The sequence below is a fragment of the Bacillus sp. 3G2 genome, from assembly GCF_044324725.1.
GTDB classification, from domain to species: Bacteria; Bacillota; Bacilli; order Bacillales; family Bacillaceae_G; genus Bacillus_A; species Bacillus_A mobilis.
On record NZ_CP172246.1, the window covers coordinates 4,088,047 to 4,107,682 of the forward strand.

Consider the following 19,636-nt stretch of genomic DNA (forward strand, 5'->3'; position numbering starts at 1 on the left):
TAGCACTCTTTGTCTTCGAGTGCTAAATCTATTAATAACTTACCAAAATTGACATTCAATTGTCAACGGAAACGTCACGAAATAATGAAACTTTTTCACATCAATGGAACATTTAATTAGTCAATCAAAAATGATTGGAATACTTCATTCCCTAATAATTTTCCTTTTCGCGTTAAACGAACATATCCATCGCTCTCTTCAAGCAACCCTTGTTCTTCGTTGCTTTGTAACTGCTTCGCGAAAACTTGATCCATTTCCATATTAAATTTCTTTTGAAATCCTATTTTAGATACACCTTTTGTTTTTCGAAGTCCTAAGAACAACTCTTCTTCCATTCTTTCTTTCTCCGTCACCGCGTGAACATCTAAATATGGAAATCCAGTTTCATCGATTTTATTGAAGTATTGCTTGAGCGGCCCTACATTTTGGATACGTTCTCCATTTACATAACTATGTGCCCCAGCTCCAAATCCATAATACTCTTCATTATTCCAGTATGTGAGATTATGTCTACTTTCATTATCACCTTTTGAGAAATTGCTAATTTCATACTGGATATAGCCGTGTTTCTCCATTTCATCCATGACCATTTCGTACATTTTTGCTTCATGGTCTTCACCCGGAAGTCTTAATTTCCCTTTATTCATTAAGTTATAAAACACAGTTTTCGGTTCCACAATTAATGAATAGGCCGAGAAATGTTGTACACCGAGCGTAAAAGCAATATCTAACGTTTCTTTCACATCTTCTATCGTCTGCCCCGGCAGAGCATAGATAATATCTACATTTATATTTTTGAAGCCCACTTCCTGCGCTTCTCTAATTGCTACAAACGCATCTTCCCTCGTATGCTTGCGCCCAATTTTCTCAAGCAATTCATCTCGAAATGTTTGCACACCAAAACTAATGCGGTTCACTCCACCTTCTAGCAATACATGTAACTTCTCTTTCGGTAAATCACCTGGATTCGCTTCAAATGTTAATTCACAATTCGGAGCAAATGGACGTAAGCGACGGTTTATAATATCGAGTAACTTTTTTGTCTGCTCCATATTCAACGCTGTCGGAGTTCCTCCACCAACAAAAATCGTTTTCATACTATCAAACGGTACCTTTTGGACTGTATTTATTATTTCTTTCTCTAAATACTCTAAATATTGATCGACCGGTTGGCGTTCAATAAACACTTTATTAAAATCACAATAGTGACAAATATGCTGACAAAACGGAATATGAATATATGCAGCTTGCACCAAATATAACTCCTACCTTTCTAAAAAGAAAACCTCCGCGCTCGGGAGGCTTCTTTACTTCTCTAACGTATTACGAATTTGCTCCATTCGCATTTTTCCCCAATCATACATCATTTCAACGATTGGTAAAAGCGACATGCCTAATTCCGTCATATAATACTCCACTCGCGGAGGAATTTCTGGGTATACTGTTCTGTCAACAATCCCATCTTCCATTAACTCTTTTAATTGATTCGACAAAACTTTATGAGAGATACTTGGGAATAATCGTTGTAATTCACTAAAACGATGAGGCCCTTCCACACCAAGATGCCACAGTATCACAACTTTCCACTTCCCACTAATAATAGAAAGCGTCAATTCCTTTTCACAATTAAAATTGCCATTTTGTATTTTCTCGTGAATATCTTTTCGAATATTTTCGGACATTAACAAACTCCTAACTCTATATGAACTAAAAAGCTCTCTCACCATTGTAAATGAGAGAAGCTACGTTGTCTAAAAAGTAATGATATAAAAAAGAAGCCGTATAGACGACTTCTTTTTTTTATATCAATTCGCATGAGATAACAATCAATTATTAGTTGTCATCCATTTTCAGTACAGCCATGAATGCTTCTTGCGGTACTTCTACAGAACCAACAGACTTCATACGTTTTTTACCTTCTTTTTGCTTATCAAGAAGTTTACGCTTACGAGAAATGTCACCACCGTAACATTTTGCAAGTACGTTTTTACGCATCGCCTTAATTGTAGAACGTGCTACAACTTTGTTTCCGATAGTCGCCTGAATTGGCACTTCGAACTGTTGTCTCGGAATTAATTCTTTTAATTTCTCTACGATTACTTTACCACGGTCATACGCTGAATCACGGTGTACGATAAATGATAAAGCATCCACTTGTTCATTATTTAAAAGAATATCCATTTTCACAAGTTTAGATGGTTTATAACCAATTAACTCGTAATCAAATGATGCATACCCTTTTGTATTTGATTTCAATTGATCGAAGAAATCATATACGATTTCTGATAATGGGATTTCATATGTTAATGTAACACGCGTTTCATCTAAATATTGCATATCAATAAACGTTCCACGTTTACCTTGGCAAATTTCCATTACAGCTCCAACATAGTCATTCGGCACCATAATTGAAGCCTTCACAAACGGCTCTTCTACGCGATCGATAGACTGTGGATCTGGCATATTAGATGGATTATCAACAATTACATCTTCACCGTTTGTTAAATACACTTTATAAATAACGCTTGGCGCTGTTGTAATTAAGTCAATTTTAAATTCACGTTCAATACGCTCTTGAATGATTTCCATGTGAAGAAGTCCTAAGAATCCACAACGGAAACCAAATCCTAGTGCTTGAGATGTTTCTGGTTCAAACTCAAGTGCAGAATCGTTTAACTCTAATTTTTCTAACGCATCACGTAAGTCGTTGTAACGTGCAGAATCGATTGGATATAAACCACAGAATACCATTGGGTTTAATTTACGATAACCTGCTAACGGCTCTGCAGCTGGACGTTTCGCATGTGTAATCGTATCACCAACGCGTGTGTCACCAACATTTTTAATCGATGCCGCTAAGAAACCTACATCACCTACAGTTAACTCATCACGCTGCGTAGTCTTCGGTGTAAATACACCTACTTCTGTTACTTCAAATTCTTTACCAGTTGCCATCATACGTACTTTATCGCCAACTTTTACCGTTCCATTTACAACACGGATATAAGCAATTACACCGCGGTACGGATCATATAAAGAGTCAAAGATCATACATTGTAACGGCTCTTCTGAATCACCTGTTGGTGCTGGTACTTTTTCAACGATTTGTTCTAAAATATCTTCAATACCAATACCAGCTTTCGCTGAAGCAAGTACCGCTTCTGATGCATCTAAACCGATTACATCTTCTACCTCTTGACGTACACGTTCTGGGTCTGCACTTGGTAAGTCGATTTTATTAATAACCGGTAAAATTTCTAAATTGTTATCAAGCGCTAAGTACACGTTCGCTAACGTTTGCGCCTCAATACCTTGCGCTGCATCCACTACAAGAATTGCACCTTCACAAGCCGCTAAACTACGAGATACTTCGTACGTAAAGTCGACGTGTCCTGGTGTATCAATTAAGTGAAGAATATATTCTTCACCGTCTTTTGCTTTATACGTTAACTGTACTGCGTTTAATTTAATTGTAATACCACGCTCACGCTCTAAATCCATAGAGTCAAGCAATTGAGCTTTCATTTCACGTTGTGTTAACGCGTTTGTTTTCTCTAAAATACGGTCTGCTAACGTTGATTTTCCGTGGTCAATATGAGCAATGATAGAGAAATTACGAATTTTGGACTGTCTTTTTGCTCTTTCTTCTTTGTTCATCTATGTTCTCAACTCCTAATAGTCTCGCCAATATACACTAGCACTGATTATATCAATAGAGCAGCAAAGATTCAATGAAAACTCGTGCTGCTTACAATACAAATCATTCTATCTATATCTTATGCGAACAAACCATAAGAGACAAACCTTTTTCAAATTAAAAAACGGCTGTCGTACAAAATGGTAAGACAACCGTTCTTCTTGCTACCCTTAACTAAAAATCTCTTTCACTTTCCCAATAACTATATCCGTTCCAAACTTTGTTACTTCATAAGTAGCACTTGCTATTGCCATACCAATTCCTTCTACAACATTAAAACTCTTTAAGCTTTCTAATTGTTTTTGTTTTTCAGTAACGGAAAACGAACTTCCTAAAATTTCTGATTCTGCACCCGCACCCTCTGTTCCTGTCATATGGGCGATTTGTTCATACGACATTTGCTGATAACCTTTCATACTTTTCAAACCATGATTAGCAAGTGCCACCCCTGCTATTATCATGAGTAAACATATGGCCGCACTACATATACATAAAAGCGAAAAGCGGCTTAAATGATTATCGTCTCTTCCCATCAATGTGTATATGCTCCTGTATTATCTTGGTCAATTTGATGATGCAAGGCTGCATTTAAACCACTGGCTATTACATTTGCCATATCCTCTATGAAAGCATCCACTTCTTTCGGAGTCACCATTAAATTATGGCCAAGAGGAGATAACACTTCATAAATTAATTTTCTCTTCTCTTCATCTTCCAGTGTACCTACAGCACCTAAAAACATATTCCGACTCTTTTCATCCGGCATATCTTCTTCTGTTAACTTTTTCTTTTCTCCAAATGTGAAGCCAGCTGGTAACAAAGATCGGGAAGGTTTGTTTCCTTCCTTCATCTCCCGTCCAAAATGTTTCAAAATAAAATCAATTGTATCGCTTGTAATCGAAACGGCATCTACCACAGTCGGGACACCAATCGCAATAACAGGAATACCCAAAGTTTCTTTACTAAGTTCCTTACGCTTATTCCCAACACCCGATCCAGGATGAATTCCCGTATCAGAAATTTGTATCGTGCTATTTACTCGTTCAATAGAACGGGCAGCTAATGCATCAATTGCAATGACAAAATCTGGCTTTGTCTTCTCAATGATTCCATAAATAACATCGCTCGTTTCAATCCCTGTAATTCCCATTACCCCCGGCCGAATTGCACTAACAGGTCTAAACCCTTCTTCTACACTTTCAGGCTGCAATTGAAACAAGTGTCTCGTTACCAATACATTTTCTACAACTATCGGTCCAAGCGCATCTGGCGTTACATTCCAATTCCCCAGACCAACAATTAAACAACTCGCTTCTTTCGTAACACCAACATCTTCTAAGAAATAAGAAAATTCTTTTGCAAAAATGCGCTCTACTTTTTGTTGCAGCTCTGTATCTTGTTGACGTATACCTTGTACTTCAAGTGTTAAATAATTACCAGGTTTTTTACCCATTGATTCAGAGGCAACTTCATCAATCGATACTTTCGTAATGGTAATACCTTCTTCTTCCCTCTCTTTTACAATAACTCCTTGTATCCCATTTTGCTCTTCTTGGCGCTCTTGCAACATTTGATGCGCCTCTACAGCAAGGTCAGTTCTAACACTATATTTACTTAAATCTAATGGTTCTTTCATCGTATCTCCTCCGTAATTCATAGTAAATATCGTTAGATTTCCCAAAGTTATATAAGGTCATTCTTTCCTTTACGTGAAATTTCATTGATATACTATTGCAATTCTCTTCACCGTTTGATAGAATATCACTTGTTCTATGTTAAGAATCGAGTCATTCGATTGCACCAGGGAGGTGAAAAGTATGGCAAACATCAAATCTGCTATCAAACGCGCTAAACTTAGCGAAGAGCGTCGTTCACATAACGCTTCTATCAAGTCTGACATGCGTTCTGCTGTTAAAACTGTAGAAGCTTTAGTTACTAATAACGATCTTGAAAATGCTAAAGAAGCTTTCAAAACTGCTTCTAAAAAACTTGACAAAGCAGCTCGTAAAGGTCTTATCCACCAAAACGCTGCAGCTCGTCAAAAATCTCGCTTAGCGAAACAAGTAAACGCGTAAGGCGTTTAAAAAACGATCCATTTGGATCGTTTTTTTATATACAAAAAAGTTCACGCACTAAGCACGTGAACTTTTTTGTTTCATTACATATGATTTAACCGCATTAAGAAAAACTCAAGCACAAGTTTCTTATCCATTTTTCCAGTTTTCATACTATAATCAGCTTCCGCTAATTCTATAATCACTTTTTTTAATTCTTCAAAAGAGAAAAACTTCGTTTGATTCATCGCTAACTTTACACGATATGGATGCACACCAATATGAGACGCAATTTGATTTTGTCCATAACCACGCTGCTGTAACTCTTTCACTTGATGCAGCAAGCGGAATTGACTTACTAATAATGCAAGCAGTTTAATTGGTTCCTCTTGCTGCGTAAATAATCCATCCAATATTTGCATCGCACCCGCTATATCTTTTTTTACCACTTTTTCTGTCAAAGCAAACACATTTTGCTCAACTGATTTTGGCACAAGTTCTGCAACAAGTTTCGGGCTAATCTCTCCGCCCATACCGACGTATAACGTTAACTTGTCCATCTCCTTCGCCAACATCGTTACATTACTTCCCACAAGCTCTAACAACAAACTAACAGCTGCATTATCAATATGCACGTGCACTTCATCTGCACGAGCCACAATCCACTTCTGAACATCCTGCACTTGCATCGCATTCGCTTCTACTACGTCCGCTGTTTTCTTTAATAATTTTGTAATCTTTTTTCGTTCATCAAGTTTTTCATAAGGCGCAACAAAAACAAGAATAGAAAATGGAGACGGCTCCCCAATATATTCTTCCAAAATTTTTATATTTTGCTCTAACTTTTCTTTCTGTGAAGTTAAAAATAGTGGTGATTTTATTAATAGCACTTTACGTTCTCCGAAAAAAGGAAGTGTACGTGCATCCTCAACCACATCTTCTAAATATGCTTCTTCTAAATCGTATGTCACAACATTAAACTCGCGATCTTCCTCTTCAAGCGCTTCTGTTGTAATAAGCTTTATCGTTTCATTTATAAAAAACGCTTCCGTTCCATACACTAAATACAACGGAGCAAACTGCTTTTTTTTAATCTTTTTATGTACATCACTCATACTTTTTCCTACTCCCTAACTTGGCAATATATATTTATACTAATGCCCTAGCTTTCGTTTTACAAGTACAAAGGAACAGGCTGTATAACCCGTCCCTTTATTTATATTAAACGCCACGCAATAAGTCCCGGGTTTCTTATTGGTGTGCGGTAATCACCTTCCCTTTATTATTCACAATAAAAATTCGAGTATAAGTGCCAACTGTTAACATGCTTGGAAACAAAAAAACTCACGTTCCTTCATGATCTAAAAGTAGTAAGAACGCTCGATTTCTCTTCACACTGGAAATTGTAGATTTTTTTCTGACAATATTTTATACTAAAGTGGAATGTTGGGGAGGGATTCTAAATGAATGATTTTGAACAAAACGTTCAAAGTAAACGCAATGACGCTATTGATTCAGGGGTAGGATTTATCGTCTCATTTGGTTTTTTCGCAACACTTTTCATCATTGCAACTGTTATTAAATTTATCGGTTCTTAAAGACTGCTGCTTACTGGCAGTCTTCTTTTTATCTATTATGTGTTTCATCATATGTGATTTTGCTACGAAAGGTTCCGTGTTCCGCTTTAAAAACATAGGAAATAGCACCTTGCTTATCCGTACGCCATATTTCAATCCCCATCTTCTCAAAACGCTCTATAACTTCCTTATGAGGATGCCCATACCTATTACGCTCACCGGCAGAAATAATCGCTACATCAGGCTTTACAGCGCTCAAAAAAGGCGCTATAGATGACGTGTTACTCCCATGATGAGCAACCTTTAAAACATCGGCCCGTAGCTCTGGATACGTAGCTATTAAAAACTTCTCTCCTTCTTCTTCTAAATCACCTGTAAACAGCCACTTTATCCCTCCTAATTTTGCCCATATTACCATTGAAGCGTTATTTTCACTTCTTGCTTTTCCTGTTGGAGCTAACACAAAAAATTCCGCTTCATTTACACTCCAACTCTCTCCTTCTCCCATTTCACTTATTTTCACTTCCTTTTCTAACGCCTGTTTCTTTAACACTTTTTCTAATACCGCCTCTTGTTCTTTTCGGCCAAATACAACTTCTTTTACAGTTATATTTGATAATAACTCTTGCGCGGCACCTATATGATCCGCATCTCCATGCGTTACGATTAATTTATCGATTATTTTAATCCCTTCCTTTTGTAAATAAGGGATTAAAATATCATTTCCAACAGAAAATTCATGCTTTTTCCGTTGCCATTCTTCCTTATTTACACGAATTGTTCCACCAGTATCAATAAGATAAATCTCTTTGTCATACGGGAGGCGAATTAATATTGCGTCTCCCTGTCCAACATCAAGAAATGTCACACTCCCACTTTCTCGAAAATACGGATATACATAATGACATGTACAAACAAAAAGAAATATACCCGAAGCTATGAACGTAATTTTCTTCGACATTCGCCTTTCCCAAACCATCAATATACTAACAATACTCGCGCAATATAGCGCTACAAGAAGTAAGGGTGTTTGCCCGAAAACAAAGCGAATAAACGGTAAATTTTCACAATAAATTAGAAAATCATTAGAAAGATTCAAACCTATCGATAGTACATTCGCAAGTCCTTTTGCAAGAAATGGGACGATCGGTATACATACCAAAATAAAAATACTACACGGCAATACAACGAGAGATAAAAACGGAACGTATATGATATTAAGAAAAATACTATATGGGGAAAAATAACCAAAGTGATATAACAAAATCGGAGTACTAACGAGTTGTGAAATAAGAGAAATATAAATGGAATTTCGGATTACTCCATTATTAGTCTCTAGTAAAAGCGGGGCTGATAAAAGTAAAGCAAAACTACCAACGAAAGAAAACTGAAAGCCGATATTAAAAACAAGATACGGATCAAATATAAGCATACATATAGCTGTGGCACTTAAAGCATCTAAGCTAGATAAACGAATAGAACATATGAAAGCAATCAACATTAAAATCCCTGTTATAGAAGCTCTTATAACAGACGGTGATGCTCCTGCTAAAATCATATATAGAGGAATACAAAAGATAAGACATACTGTCGCTACCTCTCTCGTCACACCACTTCTTAGCAAAATAAAATACACAATCACCATTAACAATACGATATGCGATCCTGAAATCGCCAACAAATGTACAAGACCAAATTGCTGATATTGCTCTTCAACTTCAAATGTCATTTGTTGTCTATCACCAAATACTAACGCATTCATAAAAGCACCTGATTGCGCTGGAAACATTTCTGTAACTCCCGAGATCGCTTGTTGTCTCAAAAGAAGAATCCATTGCACGAGTGACAACGATGTTTTATGGCATTCAGAAATATATGTAGCCTCCAATATGAAATGAATATTTTGCTTATACAAATAATCACGATAATTAAAACCATGAAAATTCCGAGCTATTGGTGGTTCTTTCTTCTCCCCTTCGAATACACATGATACTCCTGCATGTAATTGTCGCAGTTGTTTCTTTTCCGAGGCTGATTTAATTTTGTAACTTAACTGCACTATATTTTTATTCTGATCTTCAACTTGAAATGATAGGCGATCCCCGTTAATAAGAGGTGTATTGTGTATCACCCCTCTTGTAGCTTCGTAGGGCTCTCCTAAAGGCTTGTTTTGCCCTTGAACATACGTAGTGTACATAGCGCCGCTAAAACACGCTATCATACAGTAAAGGAAGGTTTTACGCGAAGTACGATATAAACAAAAGAAAACATACAAAACGAGACAACAAGTCAGTAATAAAACTGAAGTGGAAAAGGCAATTGCAATCCCTGTGATAAATGAGATTGCAACATAGCCCCATTGTCCATGCAACTTATACTCACTCCTTATAGCATCATTTTTGCTTTCGTGAATACATGCTGTAATTCTTCCATCGATAAGTTCTCTTTTTCTAAAGATGCAAATAGTTCTTTTAACTCGATATGACGCTTTTGATCCTCTAATGCTGCAATATCATATTCTAGCGGAACGTGTTTTACCTTTACATTCGCCTTTTCAAATAACTCTACTGCATATGGATGATTTTTATAATCCTGCGCATAATAAACTGCCGTAATACCACTTTGAATAATCGCCTTACAACATTGCAAACAAGGGAAATGCGTAACATAAATTTCCGCTTCCTCCGTTTTCACACCAAACTTTGCACATTGTAATAAAGCATTCATTTCTGCGTGAATTGTACGAACGCAATGATTATCAATAACGTAGCACCCGTCATCTATGCAATGCACGCCACCTTTAATTGAACCATTATATCCACCAGCAATAATTCGTTTATCACGAACGATTGTCGCTCCTACTGCAAGCCTTGTACATGTACTACGTAAAGATAGCAAATGGCTTTGCGTCATAAAATATTGATCCCATGAAATTCGTTCCATCTTTTTCACCTACTTTTTTGTCTACTTGTAGTGTAGCGAATGAAGAAAAACTTCGTCAATCTTTTACGGAATAATAATTTGATCTTTTATTTTTTCCAATGACTTCACACCGATCCCATCAATCTCTAACAAATCTTCTATTTTCTGAAACGGACCATGTTCCTCTCGATATTTCAAAATACTTTCTGCTTTCCGAGAACCAATGCCTGTAATTTTTTCAAGTTGTTCTTTAGAAGCTGCATTTATTTGAACTTTCCCCTCTCCCTTTAAGGCAGCCGCAGCTTCTTGTACTTGTTCGTTTTTATTCGGTACATAAAGGATCATTTGATCTTGTACCATTTGCGCTAAATTTACCTTCATCCTATCTGCCTCAGGCAAAAAACCGCCTGCCTTTTCAATGGCATCCTTGACTCGATCCCCTTCTTTCATTTCATAGACTCCCTCTTTAACAACAGCCCCTTTCATATCAATTACAATTATTTTTTTCTGTTCTTTTGTATCCGATATTTTCGGTTTACTTTTTTTCTCTATCTCTTTCGCTTGCACATCCGTTGCAATGACCGCTCGCTCTGTGTACTGGTTTGTTTTCCAAAAAAGAAGAAAAAGTACAGTTCCAATAATAGCTACTAATCCCAACCATTTCTTTGGAAAATCCCACATCATTTTTCACCTCTAATCATAAATTTATAACATCATTCATATTGTTTAGGAGAAAGCTGTTACGAAGGAGGGATGAAACATTGAACATAGGAATTATAGGGACAGGAAACATGGGGAATATACTAATCGATGCATTTTTAGAAACCCGTGTTGTCAAACCTTCGTGCCTTACAATCATTAATCGAACGCCCGCCAAAGCATATCATATAAAGGAAAAATACCCTTCTGTTCATATAGCCAAAACTATTGATGAGGTAATCGAACGATCACATCTTATTTTTATTTGTGTAAAACCGATAGATATATACCCGATCTTGCAAAAATATGCTGAACATTTTTCTGATGAAAAGTGCTTAGTTTCTATCACAAGTCCAATATCTCCATCACAATTAGAGACACTTGTACCTTGCCACGTTGCCCGTATCATTCCGAGCATTACAAACCGCGCCCTGTCTGGCGCATCACTATTTACATTCGGAAGTAAATGCTCTGACGAGTGGCAACAAAAACTATTTCGCCTATTCAAAAACATTTCTACTCCCCTTGTAATAAAAGAAGATATAACGCGCGTTTCATCTGATATAGCAAGTTGCGGCCCTGCATTCTTTAGTTATTTATTACAATCTTTCATTAACGCTGCTGTAGATAAAACAAATATTACACATGAAGAAGCCACTACTTTAGTAAGTGAAATGGTCGTTGGAATGGGGAAACTACTTGAAAAAGGGATTTTCACATTGCCTACTTTACAAGAAAAAGTATGTGTTAAAGGCGGCGTTACAGGAGAAGGCATTCGTGTTTTAGAAGAACATGTTGGGGATATGTTTCATAAATTAATCGAGCGGACACACGAGAAATTTGATGAAGATTTAAAATGCGTTGATCAGCAATTCAATAAACACACATAATAAATACGTCATCGTCATTCCAAATCCTTTTTATAAATACTTACTTTTTCACATTACATTTTTACTTAAACTAGCATTTTCACACTTCACGTATATCATCTTCTTATTATGCTAGAACAAAAATTACATCTTCTTTACAAAACAAAAGCAACCTTCTCGGTTGCTTTTGTTTTACCCGTTTTTCTTCGCCATGAAGAAAATACGCTCTGTTTGTTCTGTAACTTCAAGTCGCTCAAAGTCACCGGTTACGCGAAGTACTGTAAAACCAGCTTCTTCAAGCCATTTCGTTAATTCTTCAACCGGATATGCACGTTGCACATGACACTCGTCAAAACGATGGTATACATCTTCCTCCGGGTCTTGAACAAAGAATGTTAAATCATGTTCTACACTATTTGATTCTTCACCAGGGAAGCAATTCCAAATAAGAGATATTTCTTCTCCATTTACTGTGTATGTTTCATTTTGAAATACATGATGTATTTTATATAAAGAATGTACATCAAATAAAAACAAACCATCTTGACGTAAATGGTGAAACACTCTTCGAAATGTTTCTTGTACTCCATCTTCTTGCAATACATAATTTAATGAATCACAAAAGATCGTTACACAGTCAAACTCACCTGGAACATCAAGCTCTCGCATGTCTTGTTGGTAAAAAGGAATAAAATATCCTTCTCCGCCTAGTTTTTGCTGAGCGACCGTTAACATTTCTTCTGAAAGATCGACACCGATTAACTCGTAACCCTTTTGTACAAGTGGAAGTGTTACATTACCAGTACCGCATGCTACATCAAGAATCTTCGCCTCTTTCATATCCGCTTGCTGTAAACTTTCCTCTGTGAATTCCACCCATTTATCATAAGGAACATCATTCATTAGTTCGTCGTACAACAATGCAAATTGTTCGTATTTCATTGGTCTAGCTCGTCTGTAATATCTTCACGCGGCACATCGCCCCAAAGACGCTCTAAATTATAATGATTACGCTCATCTTTATGGAATACATGAGCAACTACATCTCCAAGGTCAACTAATACCCAACGTGCTTCGTCAAAACCTTCCATACGTTGTACGTCGATTTGGAACTCATGTGCTTTTGATTTAATTTCACGCGCAATTGCTTGCACTTGCTTGTCTGAGTTACCGTGACAAATAATGAAATAATCTGCAATTGGTGAAATACCTTGCATATTTAGGACAACCATATCTTCTGCTCTCTTATCATCAGCCGCTTTTGCTGCTAATACTAATAAATCTTTATCTTTCATTTACTAATTTCCTCCTTGATAACTGCGTTGTATGTTTGGAATGTTAATGGATAAATCGTTTGATTTTTTTCCATTAAAAATTGAATTGTTCGCTTTAACGCAAATAATAAAGCTTGGTTTATATCCATATATGCGAGTTTACGAGCTTCCTCCACACCTGGAAACTTTCGCCCAGGCTCAATGTAATCAGCTACATAAATTACTTTATCTAACATCGTCATATTCTCATGACCACTTGTATGATATGTAATAGCTTGCAGGATTTCGGGATCCGTAATGCCTACTTCTTTTTCTACTAAGTATGCCCCAACAGGTGCATGCCATAACTCTTTGTTATAACAAAGTAAATCTTTCGGCAAATCTTCACTTTTAATAATCTCTTCCATCTCAGAAATCGCTCTACACTTCGCATAATCATGGAATATAGCTGCAACTTCAGCCTTTTTTTCATCCACACCGTATAACTTAGCAAGTTCAATTGCTGTCTCCATTACACCAATTGTGTGTATATAACGTTTTTCATGCATTTGTTGTTTGACAATATGAAGTGCTTTCTCACGATTCATACAACCCATTCCTCTCGATATACACCTGTACTTTTTCAGGAAGTAAATATTTACATGTTCTCTTCTTTTTATATCTCTCACGCAATAAAGATGAAGAAACTGCAAACTCCGGAATTTCCACAGTAGTGATCGGATAAGGTGTACGCAATGTATAACCAGGTCTTGCAACCCCAACAAACGTCACAAGATTGAGTAACGCTTCAATGTTATACCACTTCGGTAAATACTCAACCATATCTCCACCAATAATAAAGTGAAACTGCACATCCGGATACTTCTTCGTCAATTGTAACATAGTGTCATACGTATAAGATGGGCCCTTCCTGCTTAGCTCTTCTAAACAAATAGAAAAATGTTCCTCTGCCTCAGTAGCAAGCTCTAACATTTGCAAGCGATTTTCTACACTTGTAATATTCCGCCCTTGTTTATGCGGTGGAATTTGGTTCGGTAAGAACCATACTTCTTCTAAATTCAAAGCATGATATACTTCATTTGCAATTAGCAAATGACCATAATGTGGCGGATCAAACGTACCGCCAATGATGCCAATTTTTCTCAAAAGAAACGCCCCTTCCTTTTACGTACAGCAACTCTCTTCATTCCTATCCGAAGAGAGTTCACTGTTAATAAAAGTTCAATTGGTCTCGCTCTCTACATCATTGCGCACTAACGATAAAAATAGCATATGCTAATCTTTTTATCGTGGAAGTTTAATTTGTTTATTTTCTCTAGATTCTTTGTATAAAACGATTGTACTTCCAATCACTTGAACGATTTCAGCACGTGCGCCTTGTGCAAGTTCTTCTGCAACTTCACGACGATCGAATTCACAGTTTTGTAGCACACTTACTTTAAATAATTCACGAACTTCTAAAGTATCTGCGATTTGTTTAATCATATTTTCATTTACTCCGCCTTTTCCTACTTGAAAAATTGGTGTTAAATGATGTGCTTGTGCACGTAAAAATCTTTTTTGTTTTCCTGTTAACATATATGTTAGCCTCCAAGCTTTCTTATAACTAATTGTTTCATTCTATCGATATTCGGTACACGCCCTGTCCACATTTCAAATGCAAGCGCTCCTTGATAAACAAACATATCAATACCATTTTGAACCACTGCACCTTGCTCTTTTGCCTCACATAAAATTTTCGTTTCAAATGGATTATAAATGATATCTGATACAATCGTTCCTTTTTTTAACGAAGAAATTTGTAATGGCGTATGTTCAACGCGTGGATGCATACCTATTGTTGTCGTCTGAATGATAATATCATAATTCCCTTGTTCTTCTGTTGCTTTTTCTAACGATAAAGCAACAGAATGAACAGTAGCCGTACACGCAGCAATAAGTTCTTTCGCCTTATCTACTGTACGATTAGCTACATCAATCTCTTTCACACCTACATCAGCAAGAGAAAAATAAATAGCTCGACTAGCACCACCTGCACCAAGCAATAAAATACGTTTCTCTTGAAGCGGTTCACTACTAATTGACTGCAATGCTCGGACAAAACCAATTCCATCTGTATTGTAGCCAATCAATTTTCCATCCTTATGAACCACTGTATTTACTGCACCAATTTGTTTTGCTAGTGGGTCAATCTCATCCAAATAATCCATAATAGCAACTTTGTGCGGAGTTGTTACATTAAATCCTGAAATACCTAACGCTTTTAAACCTCTTACTGCTTCCCCTAGCACTTCCTCTTTAACAAGAAATGCATGATAATGGGCATCCATATTCAAGTGTTCAAATGCATCGTTATGCATAACGGGTGATAATGAATGTCCAATTGGATTTCCGATTACACCATATAATTGTTTCATAAATCCCTCTCCATATTAAATTAAAGATTTACGCAATGAAACACTTACTCCTTTTGGTACGTGTGCAACAATTTTTGCTCCCGGTTCGTTCACAGTAACCCATCCTAATCCAGAGAATACAACATCCGTTTTTGGCTCACGAATATTAAATTCGTATTTCACTAACTCTGGCATATTTTCTAATTCTTCTGGTGTTGGCGGGCTTAGTAAATCTCCAGCATGATTTTTATACAATTCATCCGCTTTCTCAAGCTTTGTACGATGGATTGTTAAACGATTCGAGAAGTGACAAGTAAATGCACGACGACCACCACTTACATAATCAAAACGTGCCAATCCACTGAAGAATAATGTTTGTTCTTCATTTAACTGGAACACCATTGGCTTAATTTCTTTTGTTGGTGTTATAAGCTTTAAGCTTTCTTTTCCAACATAATGAGCCATTTGATGGTGGTTAATAATACCCGGCGTATCATATAAAGAAGATTCTTCGTCTAACGGAATATCAATTAAATCAAGTGTTGTTCCTGGGAAATGAGATGTTGTAATTACATTTTCAGTCTCATCACTAAATTCTTTAATCATGCGATTAATAAATGTTGATTTTCCTACATTCGTACATCCAACAACGTAAACATCTTTTCCGCCGCGGTAATACTCAATAGCATCTGCCAGCTCAGCAATTCCTTGTCCCTTTGCTGCACTAATTAAAAAGACATCTTCTGGCTTTAATCCTAGCTGCTTTGCACTATAACGCATCCAATGCTTTACTTTATCATGTTTTACTGACTTAGGTATTAAATCAGCTTTATTTCCAACAAGTAATACTTTATTATTTCCGACGAAACGATGTAAGCCAGGTAACCAGCTACCATTAAAATCAAAAATATCTACAATCTTAACTACTAATGCATCTGATTTTCCAATTCCGTTTAGAATACGTAGGAAGTCATCATCTGTTAATGATACATCTTGAATTTCGTTGTAATGCTTCAAGCGAAAACAGCGTTGACAAATTACTTGTTCTTTCTCTAAAGATGAGGCAGGAGCATATCCTACTTCATTTTTATCTTCTGTTTGAATTTCTACACCGCAACCAATACATTTAATTGTTTCAGTCAAACTTTATTCCTCCCAGTTAATTAAACCTTTTTTCTTCATATTTCTCATAATTCTTCGTTCAATTTTTCGATTAAAGCGCGTTACTAATCCGTCCGTTTGTGCTACCGGTACAACTAAAATTGTATGAAGTCCCACTCGGTTTCCACCTAAAACATCCGTTAGTAACTGATCTCCAATTACTACAACTTCATCTGGTTGCAGTTGCATCTCTTGTATCGCACGCTTAAATGCACGAACAAATGGTTTGCGCGCACTATGAATAAACGGAATACCTAATGGATCAGCAAAGTCTTTCACACGTTGCTCATTATTATTTGAAACGACCGTTACTTGAATGCCTTGCTCTTTCATTTTCAAAAACCATTCTTCAAGTTGTGGCGTTGCATTTGGACGATCCCATTCAATTAACGTGTTATCTAAATCAGTAATAACACCTTTAATTCCACGTTTTTTCAAATCTTCTGGTTGAACATGATATACATTTTTCACATATTCATTTGGTAAAAATAGCTTCAATTTCTTTCACCTCTTTGAGGAGTTTTCATAAAAATTTTTCGACAACATATTTCGATATATGACCTGTGGATAAAATTGTACACATTTTCCACATTAATTTTTCAGTCAATTTGGAATTTACTAACAATCTATACACATTTTATCCACCTAGGTATGTGGATAACCACTCGTTTGTGACTGTCATATTTTTTTGGTACATTAAATGCAACAACGAATCAATCCTTAAATTATTAGGAGGTGACTCACCTTGAAAACAAAATATATGGAACAGTTATCTACTGAGTTACTCACTGAGTCTTATTATAAAGCAAAAGAACTAAAATTAAATCCCGACTTCATTTTACTTATAAAACAAGAAATGATTAGACGCTCATTAGAGGACAAGCTTGTCAAATCGTCTTGATTACATATAAAGTGAAATTTTAACTAGCTAACTTGTAAAAAGAGCCATCCTGCGATGGCTCTCGAATAAACAAGTACTCCCATCTAGGGAATTTCATCATTAAGCATCTTTGTCCATAACTCTTACTTACAGTTATAAAATGTTTTCTTTACTTATGAGCCAATCGAGTAGCAATTTTTTCACCAAGACGAAGCTCTTGTCCACTCTTCAAATTCTGCACTACTTCTATCATATCTTTTTCAAACAATAACACAACTGTTGAACCAAATGTAAAGTATGCCATTTCTTCACCTTTTTGAACAGTGTCTCTTTCATGCAGCAGCTCAATACTATTAACAAACATAGCTCCTACTTTTACAAGCGCCATATGTTCACCGTCACTATTTACTTCTGTAACAGAGCGATAATTTTTTGACAATGGTTCTTTCCCGTATTCCATACCAGCTGCATTTACCGGATATGATTTTCTACCGAGTACAAATCTTTCAGTCACGGAGCCAGAAAGCGGACTATGAATACGATGATAATGACTTGGGCTTAAATAAATAACCATGTATGTACCACCTGCATATCGCTGTGCACGTTCTTCATTACCTAGCATATCCACGATTGAATAACGCTTTCCTTTAATATCAAATGTTTTTGTGTCCTCAATAGGACCGTGATCAGCAAAAACACCATCAACAGGACTAACGATACTCGATGCATCTGTATCAATACTACGCTTTCCTTCTTTTAGCTTACGCGTAAATAGTTCATGCAATGTTCTGTATTCCTTCAAACCCTTTTCCATCTCATCTTGATTAATTTGAAAAACTTTCGCATACGATGGAATAATGATAGAGCTCAAACGAGATTGTGCAAATTTACGTAATATATAAGAAGTAAAACGACCATTTGTAAGTTCGATCATAAGTCGATATAATGTACGTCGCAAATTGCGAAACCTCCTAATCAGTCTATAACTTTAGCTTCCCCTTCTTTTCCTTCTATATCATATGTAAAATTGGTTCTTATTCCCACATATCATATAGAACTGCCATATTATACATGCGGAAAACTAAGCATGGTATTATTCTTAAATTGTTTAGCACCCTCTAATATTACAGATAGAATCCGTCATTTTCAACAGTGAACATAGATTTCTTCTGAACACAACTCTTTTTCTTTCCTTATTTCCAAAAAGAAAAGCAGCCCATTTTAACATAAGGCCGCTTGTAATATACATTATTCTTTCGCTTTTTTCTCTTTCTCAGCTCTTACAAATTCATGGAACATTTTCATTAAAGCGCGCTTTTCAATTCTTGATACGTAGCTTCTGGAAATACCAAGTGCCTTTGCAATCTCTCGTTGCGTTTTCTCCTTATCAAGCCCCAGTCCAAAACGCTTCACGATTACTTCTTTCTCTCGTTCGTCTAAAATATCGATATACTCTTTAATCTTTTCTAACTCCATACTAAGCTGGATCATATCAATTACATCTTCAGATTCTGATTTTAATATATCAATAAGCGATATTTCATTCCCCTCTTTATCTTGCCCGATTGGATCATGAAGTGAAACGTCTTTTTTCGTTTTTTTCAGTACACGTAAATGCATCAAAATTTCATTTTCAATACAGCGTGCTGCATACGTCGCAAGTTTTGTGCCTTTTCCTGCCGAATAGCTCTCGATTGCTTTAATGAGCCCAATTGTACCAATTGAAATTAAATCTTCTGCATCTTCCCCTGTGTTTTCAAATTTTTTAACGATATGAGCTACGAGCCGTAAATTATGTTCAATTAACAGATTTCTCGCTTGAGCATCACCTTGCTCCATTAACTCTAAGTACTTTCTCTCATCATCTGACGATAACGGCTGCGGGAACGCATTATTCTTCACATAAGAAACAAAGACAAACACTTCTCGAACCATATATCCAATTGCGGCGAATAGACTCAAACCTTTCACCTCCGCCAAAATAGTGGTCTTTACTATGTGTATGTGGGCGTGAGGTTGTTTGTGTCTGTACGATATAAATATGGAATCCTTAGCTTTTTGTCGAACGAAATACGTCTTTCATACCTTGAATATTTTTTCCAATGTA

At 36.4% G+C, this 19,636-nt stretch carries 23 protein-coding genes; 4 read left to right on the forward strand and 19 right to left on the reverse strand.

Features of this window, described 5'->3' with window-relative positions; translation table 11 throughout:
- Positions 1 to 116 precede the first annotated feature (116 nt).
- From hemW to gpr, 5 genes are all read right to left on the reverse strand, one after another.
- Positions 117 to 1,256, reverse strand: a complete 1,140-nt coding sequence (gene hemW / locus ACHZK0_RS20980) for a radical SAM family heme chaperone HemW (protein WP_262740303.1) — start codon at positions 1,254 to 1,256, stop codon at positions 117 to 119.
- Between the two features lie 51 nt (positions 1,257 to 1,307).
- Positions 1,308 to 1,682: a winged helix-turn-helix transcriptional regulator gene (locus ACHZK0_RS20985; protein ID WP_001293536.1), complete on the reverse strand. Its 375-nt coding sequence runs from the start codon at positions 1,680 to 1,682 to the stop codon at positions 1,308 to 1,310.
- Positions 1,683 to 1,833: 151 nt separating this feature from the next.
- Complete coding sequence (gene lepA, locus ACHZK0_RS20990; RefSeq protein WP_063260785.1) at positions 1,834 to 3,657, reverse strand: elongation factor 4; 1,824 nt, start codon at positions 3,655 to 3,657, stop codon at positions 1,834 to 1,836.
- A 210-nt stretch (positions 3,658 to 3,867) separates the two neighbouring features.
- Entirely contained in the window at positions 3,868 to 4,233 is a 366-nt protein-coding gene (locus tag ACHZK0_RS20995; RefSeq protein WP_073516549.1) for a YqxA family protein, read from the reverse strand.
- Entirely contained in the window at positions 4,230 to 5,333 is a 1,104-nt protein-coding gene (gene gpr, locus ACHZK0_RS21000) for a GPR endopeptidase (protein ID WP_262740304.1), read from the reverse strand. The genes ACHZK0_RS20995 and gpr overlap by 4 nt, the downstream gene beginning before the upstream one ends.
- 181 nt (positions 5,334 to 5,514) lie before the next feature.
- Between gpr and rpsT the strand changes: the two genes are divergently transcribed.
- Complete coding sequence (gene rpsT, locus ACHZK0_RS21005) at positions 5,515 to 5,772, forward strand: 30S ribosomal protein S20 (protein ID WP_001274014.1); 258 nt, start codon at positions 5,515 to 5,517, stop codon at positions 5,770 to 5,772.
- Between the two features lie 83 nt (positions 5,773 to 5,855).
- Here rpsT and holA read toward each other — a convergent pair whose 3' ends face one another.
- Positions 5,856 to 6,866: a DNA polymerase III subunit delta gene (gene holA, locus ACHZK0_RS21010; RefSeq protein WP_061677286.1), complete on the reverse strand. Its 1,011-nt coding sequence runs from the start codon at positions 6,864 to 6,866 to the stop codon at positions 5,856 to 5,858.
- A gap of 348 nt (positions 6,867 to 7,214) precedes the next feature.
- On the opposite strand from holA, the gene ACHZK0_RS21015 reads away from it, so the two are divergent.
- On the forward strand, positions 7,215 to 7,349 hold the full coding sequence (locus tag ACHZK0_RS21015; RefSeq protein ID WP_000997609.1) for a YqzM family protein: 135 nt from the start codon (positions 7,215 to 7,217) through the stop codon (positions 7,347 to 7,349).
- A 28-nt stretch (positions 7,350 to 7,377) separates the two neighbouring features.
- Here the strand turns inward: ACHZK0_RS21015 and ACHZK0_RS21020 are convergent, their stop codons facing one another.
- The 3 genes from ACHZK0_RS21020 to ACHZK0_RS21030 form a co-directional block, all read right to left on the reverse strand.
- Positions 7,378 to 9,699, reverse strand: coding sequence for a DNA internalization-related competence protein ComEC/Rec2 (locus ACHZK0_RS21020; protein ID WP_270339928.1), 2,322 nt, complete (start codon positions 9,697 to 9,699; stop codon positions 7,378 to 7,380).
- A gap of 14 nt (positions 9,700 to 9,713) precedes the next feature.
- Positions 9,714 to 10,271, reverse strand: a complete 558-nt coding sequence (locus ACHZK0_RS21025) for a ComE operon protein 2 (RefSeq protein WP_061677282.1) — start codon at positions 10,269 to 10,271, stop codon at positions 9,714 to 9,716.
- Between the two features lie 63 nt (positions 10,272 to 10,334).
- Positions 10,335 to 10,934, reverse strand: coding sequence for a helix-hairpin-helix domain-containing protein (locus tag ACHZK0_RS21030; RefSeq protein WP_088028193.1), 600 nt, complete (start codon positions 10,932 to 10,934; stop codon positions 10,335 to 10,337).
- A gap of 77 nt (positions 10,935 to 11,011) precedes the next feature.
- On the opposite strand from ACHZK0_RS21030, the gene comER reads away from it, so the two are divergent.
- On the forward strand, positions 11,012 to 11,839 hold the full coding sequence (comER, locus tag ACHZK0_RS21035) for a late competence protein ComER (protein WP_270339926.1): 828 nt from the start codon (positions 11,012 to 11,014) through the stop codon (positions 11,837 to 11,839).
- A gap of 171 nt (positions 11,840 to 12,010) precedes the next feature.
- Here comER and ACHZK0_RS21040 read toward each other — a convergent pair whose 3' ends face one another.
- From ACHZK0_RS21040 to ACHZK0_RS21075, 8 genes are all read right to left on the reverse strand, one after another.
- The gene (locus tag ACHZK0_RS21040) at positions 12,011 to 12,760 is read right to left on the reverse strand and encodes a class I SAM-dependent DNA methyltransferase (protein ID WP_270339925.1); all 750 of its coding nucleotides are present in this window, start codon (positions 12,758 to 12,760) and stop codon (positions 12,011 to 12,013) included.
- On the reverse strand, positions 12,757 to 13,113 hold the full coding sequence (gene rsfS, locus ACHZK0_RS21045; protein WP_000653203.1) for a ribosome silencing factor: 357 nt from the start codon (positions 13,111 to 13,113) through the stop codon (positions 12,757 to 12,759). The genes ACHZK0_RS21040 and rsfS overlap by 4 nt, the downstream gene beginning before the upstream one ends.
- Positions 13,110 to 13,679: a bis(5'-nucleosyl)-tetraphosphatase (symmetrical) YqeK gene (gene yqeK, locus ACHZK0_RS21050; RefSeq protein WP_061677275.1), complete on the reverse strand. Its 570-nt coding sequence runs from the start codon at positions 13,677 to 13,679 to the stop codon at positions 13,110 to 13,112. The genes rsfS and yqeK overlap by 4 nt, the downstream gene beginning before the upstream one ends.
- Positions 13,669 to 14,238, reverse strand: coding sequence for a nicotinate-nucleotide adenylyltransferase (nadD, locus tag ACHZK0_RS21055; protein ID WP_270605868.1), 570 nt, complete (start codon positions 14,236 to 14,238; stop codon positions 13,669 to 13,671). Before nadD ends, yqeK begins: the two co-directional genes overlap by 11 nt.
- A gap of 138 nt (positions 14,239 to 14,376) precedes the next feature.
- A complete protein-coding gene (gene yhbY / locus ACHZK0_RS21060) occupies positions 14,377 to 14,670 on the reverse strand; it encodes a ribosome assembly RNA-binding protein YhbY (protein WP_000955226.1) in 294 nt (97 codons plus the stop codon).
- A 5-nt stretch (positions 14,671 to 14,675) separates the two neighbouring features.
- The gene (gene aroE, locus ACHZK0_RS21065; protein WP_061677273.1) at positions 14,676 to 15,509 is read right to left on the reverse strand and encodes a shikimate dehydrogenase; all 834 of its coding nucleotides are present in this window, start codon (positions 15,507 to 15,509) and stop codon (positions 14,676 to 14,678) included.
- 15 nt (positions 15,510 to 15,524) lie between these two features.
- Positions 15,525 to 16,631 carry a ribosome biogenesis GTPase YqeH gene (gene yqeH, locus ACHZK0_RS21070; protein ID WP_000140794.1) on the reverse strand — a complete coding sequence of 369 codons (1,107 nt, stop codon included), beginning with the start codon at positions 16,629 to 16,631 and terminating at the stop codon, positions 15,525 to 15,527.
- 3 nt (positions 16,632 to 16,634) lie between these two features.
- The gene (locus ACHZK0_RS21075; protein ID WP_000765309.1) at positions 16,635 to 17,147 is read right to left on the reverse strand and encodes a YqeG family HAD IIIA-type phosphatase; all 513 of its coding nucleotides are present in this window, start codon (positions 17,145 to 17,147) and stop codon (positions 16,635 to 16,637) included.
- Positions 17,148 to 17,394: 247 nt separating this feature from the next.
- Here ACHZK0_RS21075 and ACHZK0_RS21080 point away from each other — a divergent pair, with 247 nt between their 5' ends.
- A complete protein-coding gene (locus tag ACHZK0_RS21080) occupies positions 17,395 to 17,550 on the forward strand; it encodes a sporulation histidine kinase inhibitor Sda (protein WP_000853283.1) in 156 nt (51 codons plus the stop codon).
- Positions 17,551 to 17,698: 148 nt separating this feature from the next.
- On the opposite strand, the gene ACHZK0_RS21085 is transcribed toward ACHZK0_RS21080, so the two are convergent.
- Both ACHZK0_RS21085 and sigK read right to left on the reverse strand, forming a co-directional pair.
- A complete protein-coding gene (locus ACHZK0_RS21085; protein ID WP_063260778.1) occupies positions 17,699 to 18,487 on the reverse strand; it encodes a phosphatidylserine decarboxylase in 789 nt (262 codons plus the stop codon).
- 290 nt (positions 18,488 to 18,777) lie between these two features.
- Complete coding sequence (gene sigK, locus ACHZK0_RS21090; RefSeq protein ID WP_000051382.1) at positions 18,778 to 19,491, reverse strand: RNA polymerase sporulation sigma factor SigK; 714 nt, start codon at positions 19,489 to 19,491, stop codon at positions 18,778 to 18,780.
- Positions 19,492 to 19,636 lie beyond the last annotated feature (145 nt).

Coding starts and splice junctions, on each gene's coding strand:
- ACHZK0_RS20985 (WP_001293536.1), bottom strand. CDS start 1,682: ATGTCCGAAAATATTCGAAAAGATATTCACGAGAAAATACAAAATGGC.
- lepA (WP_063260785.1), bottom strand. CDS start 3,657: ATGAACAAAGAAGAAAGAGCAAAAAGACAGTCCAAAATTCGTAATTTC.
- gpr (WP_262740304.1), bottom strand. CDS start 5,333: ATGAAAGAACCATTAGATTTAAGTAAATATAGTGTTAGAACTGACCTT.
- rpsT (WP_001274014.1), top strand. CDS start 5,515: ATGGCAAACATCAAATCTGCTATCAAACGCGCTAAACTTAGCGAAGAG.
- holA (WP_061677286.1), bottom strand. CDS start 6,866: ATGAGTGATGTACATAAAAAGATTAAAAAAAAGCAGTTTGCTCCGTTG.
- ACHZK0_RS21015 (WP_000997609.1), top strand. CDS start 7,215: ATGAATGATTTTGAACAAAACGTTCAAAGTAAACGCAATGACGCTATT.
- ACHZK0_RS21025 (WP_061677282.1), bottom strand. CDS start 10,271: ATGGAACGAATTTCATGGGATCAATATTTTATGACGCAAAGCCATTTG.
- ACHZK0_RS21030 (WP_088028193.1), bottom strand. CDS start 10,934: ATGATGTGGGATTTTCCAAAGAAATGGTTGGGATTAGTAGCTATTATT.
- ACHZK0_RS21040 (WP_270339925.1), bottom strand. CDS start 12,760: ATGAAATACGAACAATTTGCATTGTTGTACGACGAACTAATGAATGAT.
- rsfS (WP_000653203.1), bottom strand. CDS start 13,113: ATGAAAGATAAAGATTTATTAGTATTAGCAGCAAAAGCGGCTGATGAT.
- yqeK (WP_061677275.1), bottom strand. CDS start 13,679: ATGAATCGTGAGAAAGCACTTCATATTGTCAAACAACAAATGCATGAA.
- yhbY (WP_000955226.1), bottom strand. CDS start 14,670: ATGTTAACAGGAAAACAAAAAAGATTTTTACGTGCACAAGCACATCAT.
- aroE (WP_061677273.1), bottom strand. CDS start 15,509: ATGAAACAATTATATGGTGTAATCGGAAATCCAATTGGACATTCATTA.